13 protein-coding genes are annotated in these 14,077 nt (G+C 65.7%); 10 read left to right on the forward strand and 3 right to left on the reverse strand.

Annotation, left to right across the window (positions count from 1 at the left end):
• Window positions 1-10: 10 nt before the first annotated feature.
• On the reverse strand, window positions 11-715 hold the full coding sequence (locus N4T19_RS15935) for a PspA/IM30 family protein (RefSeq protein ID WP_182344220.1): 705 nt from the start codon (window positions 713-715) through the stop codon (window positions 11-13).
• Window positions 716-755: 40 nt separating this feature from the next.
• Window positions 756-1,208, reverse strand: a complete 453-nt coding sequence (locus N4T19_RS15940; RefSeq protein WP_232539485.1) for a YjfI family protein — start codon at window positions 1,206-1,208, stop codon at window positions 756-758.
• Window positions 1,209-1,557: 349 nt separating this feature from the next.
• Between N4T19_RS15940 and N4T19_RS15945 the strand changes: the two genes are divergently transcribed.
• From N4T19_RS15945 to catC, 9 genes are all read left to right on the forward strand, one after another.
• Window positions 1,558-2,325, forward strand: coding sequence for an enoyl-CoA hydratase (locus N4T19_RS15945; protein WP_260718501.1), 768 nt, complete (start codon window positions 1,558-1,560; stop codon window positions 2,323-2,325).
• Window positions 2,326-2,856: 531 nt separating this feature from the next.
• Entirely contained in the window at window positions 2,857-4,305 is a 1,449-nt protein-coding gene (locus N4T19_RS15950; RefSeq protein WP_116927459.1) for a glycosyltransferase family 2 protein, read from the forward strand.
• Complete coding sequence (locus N4T19_RS15955) at window positions 4,302-5,255, forward strand: bactofilin family protein (protein ID WP_116927458.1); 954 nt, start codon at window positions 4,302-4,304, stop codon at window positions 5,253-5,255. Before N4T19_RS15950 ends, N4T19_RS15955 begins: the two co-directional genes overlap by 4 nt.
• Window positions 5,252-6,271, forward strand: a complete 1,020-nt coding sequence (locus N4T19_RS15960; RefSeq protein WP_116927457.1) for a hypothetical protein — start codon at window positions 5,252-5,254, stop codon at window positions 6,269-6,271. The genes N4T19_RS15955 and N4T19_RS15960 overlap by 4 nt, the downstream gene beginning before the upstream one ends.
• A 10-nt stretch (window positions 6,272-6,281) precedes the next feature.
• The gene (locus N4T19_RS15965; protein WP_260718502.1) at window positions 6,282-8,171 is read left to right on the forward strand and encodes a polysaccharide deacetylase family protein; all 1,890 of its coding nucleotides are present in this window, start codon (window positions 6,282-6,284) and stop codon (window positions 8,169-8,171) included.
• Window positions 8,168-9,352, forward strand: coding sequence for a non-hydrolyzing UDP-N-acetylglucosamine 2-epimerase (gene wecB / locus N4T19_RS15970; RefSeq protein ID WP_260718503.1), 1,185 nt, complete (start codon window positions 8,168-8,170; stop codon window positions 9,350-9,352). Before N4T19_RS15965 ends, wecB begins: the two co-directional genes overlap by 4 nt.
• Before the next feature lie 20 nt (window positions 9,353-9,372).
• Window positions 9,373-10,245: a YaiO family outer membrane beta-barrel protein gene (locus N4T19_RS15975; protein ID WP_182344234.1), complete on the forward strand. Its 873-nt coding sequence runs from the start codon at window positions 9,373-9,375 to the stop codon at window positions 10,243-10,245.
• Window positions 10,246-10,254: 9 nt separating this feature from the next.
• Window positions 10,255-11,019, forward strand: a complete 765-nt coding sequence (locus tag N4T19_RS15980; RefSeq protein ID WP_116927453.1) for a hypothetical protein — start codon at window positions 10,255-10,257, stop codon at window positions 11,017-11,019.
• Window positions 11,020-11,294: 275 nt separating this feature from the next.
• Window positions 11,295-11,579, forward strand: coding sequence for a muconolactone Delta-isomerase (gene catC / locus N4T19_RS15985; protein WP_116927452.1), 285 nt, complete (start codon window positions 11,295-11,297; stop codon window positions 11,577-11,579).
• 97 nt (window positions 11,580-11,676) lie between these two features.
• Here catC and N4T19_RS15990 read toward each other — a convergent pair whose 3' ends face one another.
• Window positions 11,677-12,459, reverse strand: a complete 783-nt coding sequence (locus N4T19_RS15990; RefSeq protein WP_182344238.1) for a fumarylacetoacetate hydrolase family protein — start codon at window positions 12,457-12,459, stop codon at window positions 11,677-11,679.
• A gap of 208 nt (window positions 12,460-12,667) precedes the next feature.
• Here N4T19_RS15990 and N4T19_RS15995 point away from each other — a divergent pair, with 208 nt between their 5' ends.
• Window positions 12,668-13,975, forward strand: a complete 1,308-nt coding sequence (locus N4T19_RS15995; protein WP_116927450.1) for a Glu/Leu/Phe/Val family dehydrogenase — start codon at window positions 12,668-12,670, stop codon at window positions 13,973-13,975.
• Window positions 13,976-14,077: the final 102 nt, after the last annotated feature.

Here is a 14,077-nt window from a genome sequence, read left to right on the forward strand (position 1 = left end):
CCGGGCGCGATCAGCCCTGCTTGGTGCTGGCGCGCTGCGCCTTGAGGCGCTCGAGCACCGACTGCGCATTACCGGCAGCGGCGGTGATGCCCGCGGCACGCAGCTTGGCATCGAGCGCGTCTTCGCTACTGCTGTTTGCCAGCTCGGCCGCGCTTTCCATGCGGGCGCCGCGCTCGGCCTGCTTTTGCTTGATGCGTTCGAGCGAATCGAGCGCCGTCTGCACGCGCGACTGCGAGCCGGTGTAGCGGCCCGCTACCGTGGCCTGGGCGCGCTGCACGCTCTCGGTGGCCTTGACGGTGTCGGCCTGCTGCTTGAGCCGCTTGATATTGGACTGCGCAGTCTGGATCGCGCCGCGCAGCTGCTCCACGCTCTGGGTGAAGGCGCCCAGCTGGGCCTCTTCCTCGTCACGCTGGGTTTCGAGCAGGGCCACCTTGCCGGCGACTTCAAGCGCCAGCGCCTCGTCCTGGGTTTCCAGCGCCTTCATCGCATAGCCTTCGTACTCGGCAATCTTGGCTTGCGTGGTCTGCAGCTTGCCAGCGGACAGCTTTTGCTTGGCCATGATCTCGGCCAGCGCTTCCTTGGAGCTGTTCAGGTCGTTGTCGGCATCGCGGATTTCCTGGTCCAGGATGCGCAGCGCCTGGCTGTCGGTGACGGCTTCACCCGCCTCGTGCGCGGCGCCGCGCAGCGCAGTCACCAGCTTGTTCCATACGGTCATGATGCTCTCCTTGTACTGTGGGGTCGGGGACGGGCTGCGCTCAGACCTGCGCCAGGGTCAGATAGGGGGCCAGCGCCTCGGTGGCCTGGATCACGCTGTCGGCCAGGATCAGGATCTCGGCCAGGATGTCGTCCGTGCTGCTGTTGGCGCGCATCGCGGCAAACATCACATAGCCTTCGCCACCCCGGGTCAGGGGCTCCAGCGCCATCGTCGTGAACGGGAACAGCTTTTGCAGGCGCAGGATTTGCGCATTGAGACCGGCGCTATCGCGCACCTGGTTGGCGGGCCACAAAAAGGCCTCGACCACCAATTGCTCACCCGACAGGGCCACATGCACGGGCAGGTCGCCAAAATCGGACAGGGTGACCAGCACGCTGGTCTCGGCCCCCTCCAGTAGCTCTATCTGCAACTTGCCCTCGCGGGCCAGCGCCGATGCGCCCAGCTCGTCGGCCAGCGCCTGAATGCTGCGGTAGTGGTGCTTGCTGCTTTCCATGCTCCCCTCCTGTCGGTGGATGGTCAATGAACCCGGTTGTGCCTGCGGCTGGCGCATCTGCTTTTCGAGCAAATGCAGGGCCGCGCTGTACTCTGGAAGTACCCAGACCTCTTTTTTCACCAAACCCTGCTCCCGCAGCCGTTGGCGGTGCAGTCGCTGGTAGTGGGCAGATGTTTTTGGATCCATGGGATGACGATAACAGCCATTACATGTGATGTGTACATGTAATAGTTTCAATGTGTAAATTCTCCTTTGAAATCATAGCACTGCAGGGCTATTTCACGGGCTGTCACCGTGTTTTGTCTCTGTGGGGACCGGCCCCATCCTGTGGCATCTTCACAATGGCCGCATGCTTTTGATCGACCTGCACCACGCCCACGCTGCCTTGCAAGACAACGGCGTCGCCACCTTGACGATTCGCCATGCCGGCAGCCTCAATATCCTGTCGTCGCCGGTGCTCGAAGCGCTGGCCCAGGCATTCGATACGCTGGCGCAGGACACGCGCATCCGCGTGCTGGTGCTGCGCGGCAGCGGTGACAAGGCCTTTGTCGCGGGCGCTGATATCAAGGAAATGCGGGCGCTGACGCCGGACAATGCCGCTGCCTTCATCACCCGGCTGCGCCGCGTCTGCGAAGGCGCGCGCCAGTTCCCCACGCCGGTGATTGCCCGCCTGCCGGGCTGGACGCTGGGCGGCGGGCTGGAGCTGGCCTGCGCCTGCGATATCCGCATTGCCAGCAACCGGGTGCAGTGCGGCATGCCCGAGGTCCAGGTCGGCATCCCCTCGGTGATCCATGCCGCCATGCTGCCCCGGCTGATTGGCGGGGCGCGCACGCAGTGGCTGCTGCTGACCGGCGACAACATTGACGCCGCACAGGCGCTGCAATGGGGCCTGCTCGACCAGGTGGTGCCGCCCCAGCGGCTCGACGACGAGGTAAAGCGCCTGGCCAACCAGCTGGCCGGCTACGGCCCGCAGGCACTGCGCCAGCAAAAACGCATGCTGCGCACCTGGGAAAAGCAATCGCTCGACCAGGCCATCGAAGACAGCGTGCAGGAATTTGCCAACGCCTTCAAGACCGGTGAGCCCCAGGCCTATATGGCCCGCTTTGGCCAGCACTGATACAGGGGCAAGCCTGCCTGCGCTTGAGCGGGCAGGCCTATCTGCGCTTTGCTAGCAGGCTGCATCACCTGCTGATGCCGGGGCTCCGCAACCGGGGCCCGTTTCTCTCCCTACCGCCCCCTTGATCGCCCGTGCCGTCTGCGCAGGGGTGATGCCCCATCGCGCCCGGATGGCATATACCCAGCGCTGGCCCCTTGTTGCAGGCGCAGTGTGGTGCCAAGCCCCAGCCATCCCTTGTCATTTTTCTATGGGATTGGCAACACACCCCCAAGAAAAAGCATCATCCAGACACAGAAAATTTTGATGCGCCGCAGCAATATTTACATTAGATCGTTAAAAATCGCTTCTAAATCAAGCATCAATTTGTAACTTCACCAACGGCGTTTGTAGGCAGATCGTTGATAGTATTTCCCTTTGTCGTTAATAAATACTTACTTTTTACTAGGATACTTATTGAAACACTATTCATGCATTTGTGGCGATTGATATAATCGAATCACAAGTCGTGAGAATTTTTTTCTATCAAACACCATGCCCAAGCGCTCCGCCCCCTCCTTTCAGGCCCCTGCCCTCTGCGCAGCGCTCCTGGGCCTTTTGCCTGTATGGGCCCATGCCCAGCCACTGCGGCCTTACCAAGCCAGCTGGGCCACCTGGGGGCTGGGTCTGTGCCTGGCCGCGCTGATGGTGGTGGTGGCGCTGGAGGCGCTCTACACCTTCCGCCACTACGCCTTCACGCTCAACCGCCTGTTCGCACGCCAGCGCCCGCTGTATGCCGGCATCGAGCAGGCGCACTGGCCGCACATCACCGTCTTTATTGCAGCGCACAACGAAGAGGCCGTGATCTCGGGCTGCATCGAGGCGCTCCTGGATGTGGACTACCCGCGCGATCGCCTGACGATCATGCCGGTCAATGACCGCTCGACCGATGGCACGCGCCAGATCATCGACAGCTATGCCGACCGCCACCCTGGCCGCCTGCAGCTGTTCCACCGCCAGGAAGGCCCTCCAGGCAAGGCTGCGGCGCTCGCCGATGCCACCGCCATCGTCCAGGCCCGGGGCGAGTCCGAGCTGATCGTGGTGTTCGATGCCGACTACCTGCCGGGCAAGAAGATCATCAAGCAGCTGGTCGCCCCCTTCCTCGACCCCGAGGTGGGCGCCGTCATGGGCCGCGTGGTGCCCCAGAACGCCGGCGTGAACCTGCTCACCCGCCTGCTCGATCTGGAGCGCTCCGGTGGCTACCAGGTCGACCAGCAGGCCCGTTTCAACATGGGTGCGGTGGCGCAGTACGGCGGCACCGTGGGCGGCATTCGCCTGAGCGCGCTGCAGGATGTGGGCGGCTGGACCCCCGAGGTGCTGGCCGAAGACACCGACCTGACCTACCGCCTGCTGCTCAAGGGCTGGCAAACCGCCTACCTGGGCTACGCCGAATGCTATGAGGAAGTGCCTGAGAGCTGGGCCGTGCGTTTTCGCCAGATCAGCCGCTGGGCCAAGGGCCACAACCAGGTGATGACCAAGCTGGGCACCGAGATGCTGACCCGCAAGGGCCTGCGCTGGATGGAGCGTGTCGACGGCGTGGCGCTCCTGGGCGTGTTCCTGATGTCGCCCATCTTGCTGGTGGGCTGGCTGCTGGCCCTGGTGCTGACGGTCACCGGCTACGGCATCGGTGCCAATGTGAACATTGCCTTGCTGATGCTGCTGATCGCCACCGGTTTTGCCTGCGTGGGCAACTTCGCCGCCTTCTTCGAAGTGGCCGCTGCCGTGCACCTTGACGGCCACCAGCGCCGCCTGCGCCTCTTGCCGCTGCTGCTGACGGGCTTTGTCGTCAGCATGGTGGCCGTCTCCAAGGCCACGATCGACGGGCTGCTGCTCGACAAGCTGTTCAAGCGCCAGTTCAAATGGGACAAGACCGTGCGCTACCGCCAGGCGCCCGCCGCTGCCCCGGTCGTCTCGCCCGCAGCCCTGCCTGAAGCACGTGTATGAACGCCCCCGTCCATCCCCTGCTGTTTGGCAGCATGTGGCTGACCGTGACCGCCCTGGTCTTCCTCTTGCCGCTGCTGCCGGCGCTGCGCGAGCTGTATTCGCGCAGCGATGCCGATGCACTGGCCATCGATCCGCTGGACAACGGCCGCACGGACTACACGGCCCAGCGCATGGCCGAGCAACTCGATCTGCTCGAAGCCATGCCGCGCGTGGCCCAGTGGCAGCACGATGACCAGGGGCGCCTGATGGTGCCCCGTGGCCAATCGCGCCTGATGGCCCGGACCGAGGTGCCGGTCGTGATCGGCTTCAGGTCCCAGCTGCGCACCCTTGTCTCCAGCGACATCGTCGAGCTGCAGGCCAACAGCGTGGTGCAACGCGTGCTGCATGCCAAGAGCATCCACTGCCTGGGCCCGGCCCAGCTGGCCCGCCTGACCAGCGCCGAGCGCCATATCGTGCTCTCGCCCGGTGCGCGCTTTCTGCGTCTCTCGGCCGCCTGCATCTTTACCTGGCCCCTCAAGCGCTCGCTGCAGTTCCCGCTGCCCGAGCTGGGCACCGGCATGCCGCTGACGACGCTGCAGCGGCGCCATGAAGGCGACCTGCGCATTCCCGCCGGCACCATTGTGCGCGGTGGCCTGGTGGTCACCGGCAACCTGCTGATGGAAGAGATGTCCGTGGTCGTGGGCCATATCAAGGTGCATGGCAATGCCGTGCTGGCCCAGAGCGCCTGTGTGCAGGGCGCGGTGTTCGTGCAGGGCGACCTGCAGACCAAGGGCAACAACTATGTCGAAGGGCCGCTGTGCGCCGGCAAGCGCCTGCAGCTGGGCCCCGACAGCCAGGTGGGCGACAAGGAGTGCCCCAGCAGTGTCTCGGCCTGGACCATTGCCTTACACGCCAGTGTCCGCGTCTATGGCAGTATGGCTGCTGTACGTTCCGGACAGGTGGTGCTATGAAAACACGCAATCTCTGGATCGCCTCGGCAGCCATGGCCTGGCAGCTGGCAGGCGCAGCGCAGCCGGACGAGCCCCCGGCGCTGGCCGCCTTTGCCACCGGCGATGGCGCCTACTACACCACCTTGGGCGGCCAGGTCGTAGACCCTTACTTCGTCAACAAGGGCTTCACGATCGCGCTGCAGGCGGGTGTGCCGCTACGCGCCGAGCTGCAGCAGTGGCTGGCCTGGCTGCTGCCGCGCCAGCGCCAGGATGGCGGCTTTGACCGCTTTTGCCCCACCGCAGACACTGCCTGGCGCAGCTGCATGGGCGCCGATGCCGACGACTCCATGGCCGCCACCACGATCGAGATGCTGCACCTGGCGCGGCAGAAGCAATGGCTCACTCCTGGTCAGCAGGCCGCTGCCCAGCAGGCCATTGCGCGCAGCCAACAGCTGCTCGCGCGCTTGCGCAACCCCAGCAACCAGCTCTACAAAGCCTTGCTGGACACCGAGCTGTACTACCTGATGGACAACATCGAGGTCTACGAAGCGCTGCGCGCGGCCGAAGGGGCGCAGGCGGGCCCCGCCTCCAAGCAGCTGGCAGCGGCCATCAACCGGCGTTTTCGCAGTGGCAGCGACTGGAAACCGGCCTTGCCCGAATACGACCGTCCGCGCTTTTATCCCCATACCCTGGCCAGCGCCTACCTGTGGCAGACCGGGGTGATTTCCCGCGCCGAATCGGACCGCGCCACCGCCCAGTGGCTGGCCCAGCATGGCAGCGCCTGGCTCTCGCGCAGCGAAGACCACTATGCATGGGGCCTGGTTGCATGGAAAATGCGTCAGACCGCACCGATCCAGGCCGCCTGCTGGCGTGCATCGCTACGGCCCTTCCAGCCTGCGGTAGGCTGGACCGTGTTGGATGCGATGATCGACCACGCGCTGGCGCACACGGGTATCAGCACCCAGTGCCCTTTTGCAATGGCCACGGCGCCCGCGCCGGTGCCCGCGCCCACAACCACCCCGGCTGCCAACCCTTGAGGCTGACACCATGAACAAGCTCTTGCGCTGGAAAAAATGGCTGGCCGCCACCGCAGTGGTGCTGTGCCTGCTCGCCGTCATTGGCTGGCACCAGTCACGCAGCCTGCAGGCCAGCCAGCACTACGCCACCATCAGCTTGCTGATCCCCGATGGCATGCCCGCCCATGCGCCCCAGGTGCAGATCTGGAGCGAGGCAGCGCGCGAGCGCGGCCTGCTGCTCAAGCCGCTGGCGATCAGCGAATGGATGCGTGGCATCCACTATGGCGCCCCCGCTGCGCAGCAGGCGGTGATCCTGCCCGATACCTTCCACCGCAATATCTCTGATGCGGCAGTGCAGACCTTGATCGACGTGGTGCAGGCTGGCGGCCAGGCCATGGTGGTGCAGGACGGCGGCATGCTCGACGAGCGCGGCTACTACAGCAAGGGCACATCGCGCCTGTCGCAGATGCTCGGCGTGCGCTATGGCGACTACGACACCTACAAGGACCAGCTGTCCGACTATGAAGAGATCCGGGGCGCGCCCACCACGATGGAGCTGCTGGGCATCCCGCCCGGGCGCTACCTCGATGCCAAGGCCGCTGCCAAGCTCACTGCGATCGACCCCGAGGAGCTGGCGGTCGATCAACCTGGCTTTCCCAGCTTCATTGCCGGCTACACCAAGGATTCGCAGCGCTTTACCGTGCTCAAGACCGACCGCCCCCAGGGCGCACGCATCCTGCTGCAATCGAGCAATGGCGATGTGGTGGCCAGCGTCAACCACTGGGGCAAAGGGCAGGCGATGTTCATCAACCTGCCGCTGACCTATTTGCTGCAGCGCACCGACGGCATTTTCCTGCACGGTTTTCTGGCCTACTTTGCCCAGCAGCTGGTGCAGCAGCCGCAACTGCTGGCATCACCGGACGGCATTGGCGCGCTGGTGCTGAACTGGCACAACGACGACGGCCGGGCCATCGGCTTTTTGCACGAGCTGCAGGAAGCGGGCATTTTTGACCACGGCCACCAGTCCTTGCACTTCACCGCCGGCCCCGATGTGAACCAGCCAGGCGACGGGCTGGGCATGGACCTGGACTACAACGAAGACGCCCAAAAGATGATCCAGATGCTGCTCAGCCAGGGCCACAGCATCGGCAACCACGGCGGCTGGATCCACAACTATTTCGGCAACAACGCCTCCGACGACAACGCCGACGATTTCATGCCGTTTCTCGACCTGAACAATGCCTCGGTCACCAAGGCCAACCATGGCCTGCAGCCCAAGGAATACTCGGCCCCCAACGGCAATACGCCGCTGTGGACCTATGACTGGATGGCCGAGCACGGCGTGCAGTCCTTTTACACGGTGGCCAACGTCGGCATGCCGCCCACACGGCTGTGGTTGGGCACGCGCCAGGTCCAGCAGTCCTGGGCCTTCCCCGTGCTGACCTACGGCCAGGTTGCGTCGGCCGAAGAGGCCTCGTTCCAGAAGATACCGGTTGCCGAGTTCGGCCAGTGGCTGCAGCAGGTGGCGGGCTTTATCGAACATACCCGCAGCATCCGCCTGAGCTACTTTCACCCGATTGGCGCGGTGGAGTACCTGCCAGCGGTCAAGGCCTACATCGACAGCGTACAGGCCTGTGCGGACCGCAAGCAGTGCCAGTTTATCTCGATGGGCGAGGCGGCCGACTTCCTCAGCCGGCGCAACCAGGTGCAGTGGTCCATCGCGGCCGAGGGCGACAACGACCTGCTCAGCGCCAGCCACCCGCAGTCCCTGACCGCGATGGCCTGGACTGTGCCCAAGACAAAATATGCGGCCGTGCGTGTGCTCGCTGGCCAGGCCCAGGTGCAAGCCACCGATAGTGCCTGGCTGGTGCGCGTGCAGGACGGTCAAGAACTCAGCCTTGAAATGCGTCGCCAAAAATGAGCTCCTCCACCCCTTCCTCCTCCTTGTCCGTCGCGGCCATCATGGGCACCCGGCCCGAGATCATCAAAATGGCCCCGGTGGTGCTGGCGCTGCGCCAGCGCGGTATCACCACCCATGTGCTGCACACCGGCCAGCACGAAGAGATGGCCTGGCCGCTCTATGAATTTTTCGGCATCGCGCCCCAGGAGGTGATCCGCCTCAAGCGCGAGGTCGCCACCTTGCCGGCGCTGTCGAGCGAGCTGATGTCGGCCATCGGCAGCACCCTGGCCAGCCTCCAACCGGCCGTAGCGCTGGTGCATGGCGACACCAGCAGCGCGGCCATGGGCGCGCTCGCGGCCGCCTTCCTGCAGATCCCCGTCGGCCATGTCGAGGCCGGTCTGCGCTCGGGCCGCATCTCCGAGCCTTTCCCCGAAGAGATCAACCGCAGCCTGATCGGCCGCGTGAGCCAATGGCACTTTGCCCCCACCGGCCAGGCCCGCGAGAACCTGGAGAAGGAAAACGTGCCCGGCGAGATCGCGGTGGTCGGCAACACCGTCGTCGACGCCGTGCTGCTGGCCGCGCGCCATGTGCGCACGCAGCGCGCTGCCGGCCAGCCGGTGGCCAACCCCGACTACCAGTGGTTCGTCGACAGCGGCCTGCGCCAGCTGGTGCTGGTAACGGCACACCGGCGCGAGAACTGGGGCGCGCCCATGGTGGAGATCGCCCAATCGGTGGCGCGCCTGCTCGAGCAGCACCCTGAGGCCGCCGTGGTCTGGCCGGTGCACCTGAACCCGCTGGTGCAGCAGGTGGTGCGCGGCGTGCATGGCGCCAGCTCCGCAGACGTGCAGCGCCGCTGGCGCCTCACGGCCCCGCTGGATTACGCGCCCATGGTGGAGATCATGGACGCCGCCCAGCTGCTGCTGACCGACTCGGGCGGTATCCAGGAAGAAGGCCTGTCACTGAACAAGCCCCTGCTGGTGATGCGCGATGTGACCGAGCGTCCCGAAGTCATCGCCTGCGGCGCCGGCCTGCTGGTGGGCACCGAGGCCGAGCGCATCCTCTCGGCCGCCAGCCTTGTGCTGGCCACCGGCCAACTGCCCGGCCTGCCGCCCGCCTCTGTGGACAACCCCTTTGGCGATGGCAGCAGCGGCTTGCAGATCGCCGCCGCAATTGCCCGCCATCTGCAGCCCTCCTCCCTCTGAACAACCTCTACAAGAACCCCATGAACACCTTCTTCCTCCGCAGCTCCATGGCGCTGAGCGCCGCCGCCTTGCTGGCCCCTGCCATGGCCCAGACCACCGGTGCCGGCACCACAGCGCCCATCACCGAGCCCGCCGCCGCGCCTGCAGCACCGGCCGCAGACTTCGAGCCGGGCCAGCGCGGCCGGGTTGATATCGGCGCGGGCTTCTCCAGCCTGACCGGCGGCAACAGCAACTGGAATGACGAGTACGTGCGCGGCTATGTCGGCCTCAAGCCCGGCACCGTCCTGAACTGGGACCTGGCCAGCCAGCGCCACTTCGACCAGCGCGGCACCGTGGGCGCGCTGTCGCTGACACACACCTTGTCGCCCTGGTGGTACATGTCGGTGGGTGCCAGCTCCGGCTCGGCCGACTTCCAGAACAAGTACCGCGGTGACATCGCCATCTACCGCAAGTGGACCGAGAGCCAGCAGTGGGTGACGGGCCTGTCGCTGATGAAATCGGCCAGCCGCGACGGCATCCACCGCGACACCGGCATCACCGCCTCGGTCGCCTACTACTCGACCAACGACTGGGTGGGCGAAGGCGGCGTGGTCTACAACAAGTCCAACCCCGGCTCGGTCGAAGGCTACCGCGGCTTTGCCGCGCTGACCATGGGACGCGAAAAGCAGCACTACTTCACCGCCCGCATCGACCATGGCAAGGAAGGCTACCTGCCCACCGGCGCCATCGCCAACGGCGTGGGCAACCAGGTCGGCTTCCAATCGACCGAGCTGAGCCTGCAATGGCGCCAGTGGCTGGGCAAGGACTGGGGCTACCTGGTGGGCGGCCAGTTCTACCGCAACCCCTACTACAACCGCAAGGGCCTGAGCGCTGCGGTGTTCTTCGACTTCTAAGGCCAGGCCATGTCGTTGCGCATGACCCGCCAGCACCGGGGCCTCAGAAGCTACATCTGGACCTGGCAGCACAGCGCCCAGCTGCTGGTGCTGCTGCTGGCCTTCTGGCTGGTGCTGTGGTGGGCTGCGCCGCTGTTGATGCACCGCTGGGCCGATGTGCTGGGCTGGGCCTGGCCGCACCTGGGCCTGGGCAGCAGCGAGGGGGTCGAGGTGCAGACCACATCGCTGCTGGGCGTGCCCATCGAGGTGGTGCGCACACATTTCTATGTGCCGCCCCCCAGCCTCTGGCAATGGTGGGGTGGCGCGCTGCTGTCGCTGGGGCTGATGGCGCTGTCCTTTGTGCTCTCGCGCGAGCGCCTGCCGCTGATCTACGGGCTGCGCATCGTCGCGCTGTTGGGCATCGTGGGTCTGCTGTCCTACGAGTTCCTGCCCACGCTGGCCGTCAGCGACGTCAACCGCCTGCTGGCCGACAACATCCTGGACATGGGCCTGGCCATGCTCTGGCTGCTGCCGGCTGTGCATGCGCTGGTGCTCTACATCTTCCCGATCCCGGTGCTGCACAAGGTCGCCGCCACGATGACCGGCATGCTGATGCTGGTCGTCAGCATTCCGCTGCAGGCCGCCTCGCTCGCCTGGCTGGCCCAGCAGTTCAGCCTGCTGGTCACCTTGCCCTTGTACATGCTGTTCAGCTTTTTGCCCCAGATTGCGGCGCAGCTGGGCATCTACGGTCTGTTCATGAGCTTTGCGCCAGCGCCTGAGCGAGGGGGCGCCTAGCTGGGGGCGCCCACTTCGCTGCACCTCGCCGGGGGCACCTCGCCGGCCGCACCTCGCCGGCCGCACCTCGCCGGCCACACCTTGCCGGCCGCACCCTCCTCCAGGATCCAAAAAGTTTCCCAAGCAACGATTAGCCGACGAGACCCTGTTGGCTTGCCACTGGGCGGACAATGCGCCGTGGCCCTGTCCGCAGGGCCCAGACCAACCGATCGACCCATGGCGCCCGGTGGCCAGCCACGGGGCAGGCCCGCTGGGGCGCCGCCAAGGAGAAAACAATGCTGTATCTGGTTCGCATGGATGTGAACATTCCCCATGACCTGCCCCAAGCGCAGGCCCAAGAGATCAAGGCCCGCGAGAAGGCCTATTCGCAAGATCTGCAGCGCGATGGCCGCTGGAAGCACATCTGGCGCGTGGCGGGCGAGTATGCGAACTACAGCGTGTTCGATGTGGAATCGAACGACGAGCTCCACGGCCTGCTGCAGGCGCTGCCGCTGTTCCCCTACATGAAGATCTCGGTCACGCCGCTGGCCCAGCACCCCTCGGCCATCGCCCAGAACTGAGTCGGCGCGCCGGCAGGGGCCGGCCACCCGCTTGTACGACGCACACCCTCGCAAGCAGCGACGGTGTGCGTTGTGCTTTCCGGCTTGGATGCGCGGACTACAGCTGCACGCGCAGCTCGCCGATGCCGTCAAACTGCACCCGCACTGCATCGCCAGGCGCCGCCTGCAGCAAGCCGCACCAGCTGCCCGTGGTCACCACCGTGCCGGCGCGCAGGCTGCCAAAGTGCGCCGTCGCATGGCGCAGCCACTGCGGCAGCAGCCAGGCCGGGTCCTGCAGGCCATAGCTGCGCTCAAAGGCCTGGGCGGGCTGCGCGCCGATCTGTACCGTGCAGCGCTGCGTGCTGCCATCCACCGGGCGGTACGGCTGCCAGGCGCCCAGCACCAGCGCGCCGTGGCAGAGCAGGTCCGCCGCCTTCAAGGCCGCAGGCGCCTGCAGCTGCTGCTGCCAGCGTGAATCGACGATCTCGATGCTCAGCGCCATCGCATCGATCAGCTGGGCGGCGCTGGCCTCATCGAGCGCAGCGGCCTGGTCCGCATCGACCGATTGGCCCAGGCGCAGCGCAATCTCCGCCTCAACCCCGCGCAGGAAAAACGGGGTGGCACGCAGATCGGCGCCGCCACCGTGCACCCCTTGGGGCGGCAGAGGCGCATGGCCCAGCGGCTGGCTGCGGCTGGGTCCACCCGATTTCCAGTACTGGGGCGCTTGGGCGGCGTCCCCCCAGCGCTGGGCCCGCTCGCGGTGCACGGCGATGATGTCGGCAGGCGCCAGGCTCGCCGGCCAGGCGGCCGCGTCGATGGCGGCGCCGGCCCCGGTGGCGGTCTGCAGCGCCTGGGCCAGGGCAGCGGGTTGAAAGGTCGAAGCGGTGTCGGCAGAGGGCATGGCGATGGCGTCCGAAAGTGTAAAAAGTCCAATCGGCATAGCGTAACGGACAGCGCCGCCCGCCCCTGTCACCGCAGCAAACACGCTACATGTAAGCAGAACCGGTGCAAGGTTATGCAAAAAAAGCATTCCATCCCAATCATCCGGCCTTGGACAAAGGTATAGAGCGGATTTAAGCTGTACAGACCTTTTCAACCGCATGGATCGTATGCCGTCCAACAGCACTCCCGCCGCAGCGCCACAACACGCTCTGCCTTCCTACCTCGACCCCAAGCACCTGGGCCCCTGGGGCAACTACCTGCAGCAGGTCGACCGCGTCACGCCTTACCTGGGCTCGCTGGCCCGCTGGGTCGAGACGCTCAAGCGCCCCAAGCGCGCGCTGATCGTGGATGTGCCCATCGAGATGGACAACGGCACGATCGCCCACTTTGAAGGCTACCGGGTGCAGCACAACCTGAGCCGCGGCCCGGGCAAGGGCGGCGTGCGCTTCCACCAGGATGTGACCCTGTCCGAAGTGATGGCCCTGTCGGCCTGGATGTCGATCAAGAATGCCGCCGTGAACGTGCCCTACGGCGGCGCCAAGGGCGGTGTCCGCGTCGACCCCAAGACCCTGTCCAAGGGTGAGCTCGAACGCCTGACCCGCCGCTACACCAGCGAAATCGGCCTGTTCATCGGCCCGTCCAAGGACATCCCGGCACCGGACGTGAACACCAACGGCCAGATCATGGCCTGGATGATGGACACCTACTCGATGAACACCGGCGCCACCGCTACCGGCGTGGTCACCGGCAAGCCCATCGATCTGGGCGGCTCGCTCGGCCGTGTCGAGGCCACCGGCCGCGGCGTGTTCACCGTGGGCGTCGAGGCCGCCAAGCTGTCGGGCCTGGCCCTGCAAGGCGCCAAAGTGGCGGTGCAAGGTTTTGGTAATGTGGGCGGTACGGCAGGCAAGCTGTTTGCCGAAGCGGGCGCCATCGTCGTGGCCGTGCAGGACCACACCGGCACCATCTTCAACGCCAAGGGCCTGGATGTGCCCGCCGTGCTCGAGCACGTGGCCAACACCGGCGGTGTGGGCGGCTTCAAGGGCGCCGACAAGATGGCCAACGAGGACTTCTGGTCCGTCGACTGCGACATCCTGATCCCCGCTGCACTGGAAGGCCAGATCAACGCCAAGAACGCCGCCAAGATCAAGGCCAAGATGGTGATCGAGGGCGCCAACGGCCCCACCACCACCGAAGCCGATGACATCCTGAACGACAAGGGTGTGCTGGTGCTGCCCGATGTGATCGCCAACGCGGGCGGCGTGACGGTGAGCTACTTCGAATGGGTGCAGGATTTCTCCAGCTTCTTCTGGAGCGAAGACGAGATCAACGCCCGTCTGGTGCGCATCATGCAAGAAGCCTTTGCCGCTGTGTGGCAAGTGGCGCAAGAGAACAAGGTCTCCCTGCGTACCGCCACCTTCATCATCGCCTGCCGCCGCATTCTGCACGCACGCGAGGCACGTGGTCTGTACCCATAAAGCCAGAACGACTCCACGCATTGCTAGCGGCCTTCGGGCCGCTTTTTTTGCGCCCTGCTTCCGCGCACGCAAAGCATGGCTTTCGCAAGTGCGAAGGCCCAA

Origin of the sequence: Comamonas squillarum (assembly GCF_025309455.1) — a bacterium.
GTDB classification, from domain to species: Bacteria; Pseudomonadota; Gammaproteobacteria; order Burkholderiales; family Burkholderiaceae_C; genus Comamonas; species Comamonas squillarum.

Bases quoted from the DNA above. Each gene is read 5' to 3' on its own strand.
- catC (WP_116927452.1), top strand. From the start codon at position 11,295: ATGCTGTATCTGGTTCGCATGGATGTGAACATTCCCCATGACCTGCCC.
- N4T19_RS15945 (WP_260718501.1), top strand. From the start codon at position 1,558: ATGCTTTTGATCGACCTGCACCACGCCCACGCTGCCTTGCAAGACAAC.
- N4T19_RS15950 (WP_116927459.1), top strand. From the start codon at position 2,857: ATGCCCAAGCGCTCCGCCCCCTCCTTTCAGGCCCCTGCCCTCTGCGCA.
- N4T19_RS15935 (WP_182344220.1), bottom strand. From the start codon at position 715: ATGACCGTATGGAACAAGCTGGTGACTGCGCTGCGCGGCGCCGCGCAC.
- N4T19_RS15980 (WP_116927453.1), top strand. From the start codon at position 10,255: ATGTCGTTGCGCATGACCCGCCAGCACCGGGGCCTCAGAAGCTACATC.
- N4T19_RS15995 (WP_116927450.1), top strand. From the start codon at position 12,668: ATGCCGTCCAACAGCACTCCCGCCGCAGCGCCACAACACGCTCTGCCT.
- N4T19_RS15960 (WP_116927457.1), top strand. From the start codon at position 5,252: ATGAAAACACGCAATCTCTGGATCGCCTCGGCAGCCATGGCCTGGCAG.
- wecB (WP_260718503.1), top strand. From the start codon at position 8,168: ATGAGCTCCTCCACCCCTTCCTCCTCCTTGTCCGTCGCGGCCATCATG.
- N4T19_RS15975 (WP_182344234.1), top strand. From the start codon at position 9,373: ATGAACACCTTCTTCCTCCGCAGCTCCATGGCGCTGAGCGCCGCCGCC.
- N4T19_RS15940 (WP_232539485.1), bottom strand. From the start codon at position 1,208: ATGGAAAGCAGCAAGCACCACTACCGCAGCATTCAGGCGCTGGCCGAC.
- N4T19_RS15965 (WP_260718502.1), top strand. From the start codon at position 6,282: ATGAACAAGCTCTTGCGCTGGAAAAAATGGCTGGCCGCCACCGCAGTG.
- N4T19_RS15955 (WP_116927458.1), top strand. From the start codon at position 4,302: ATGAACGCCCCCGTCCATCCCCTGCTGTTTGGCAGCATGTGGCTGACC.
- N4T19_RS15990 (WP_182344238.1), bottom strand. From the start codon at position 12,459: ATGCCCTCTGCCGACACCGCTTCGACCTTTCAACCCGCTGCCCTGGCC.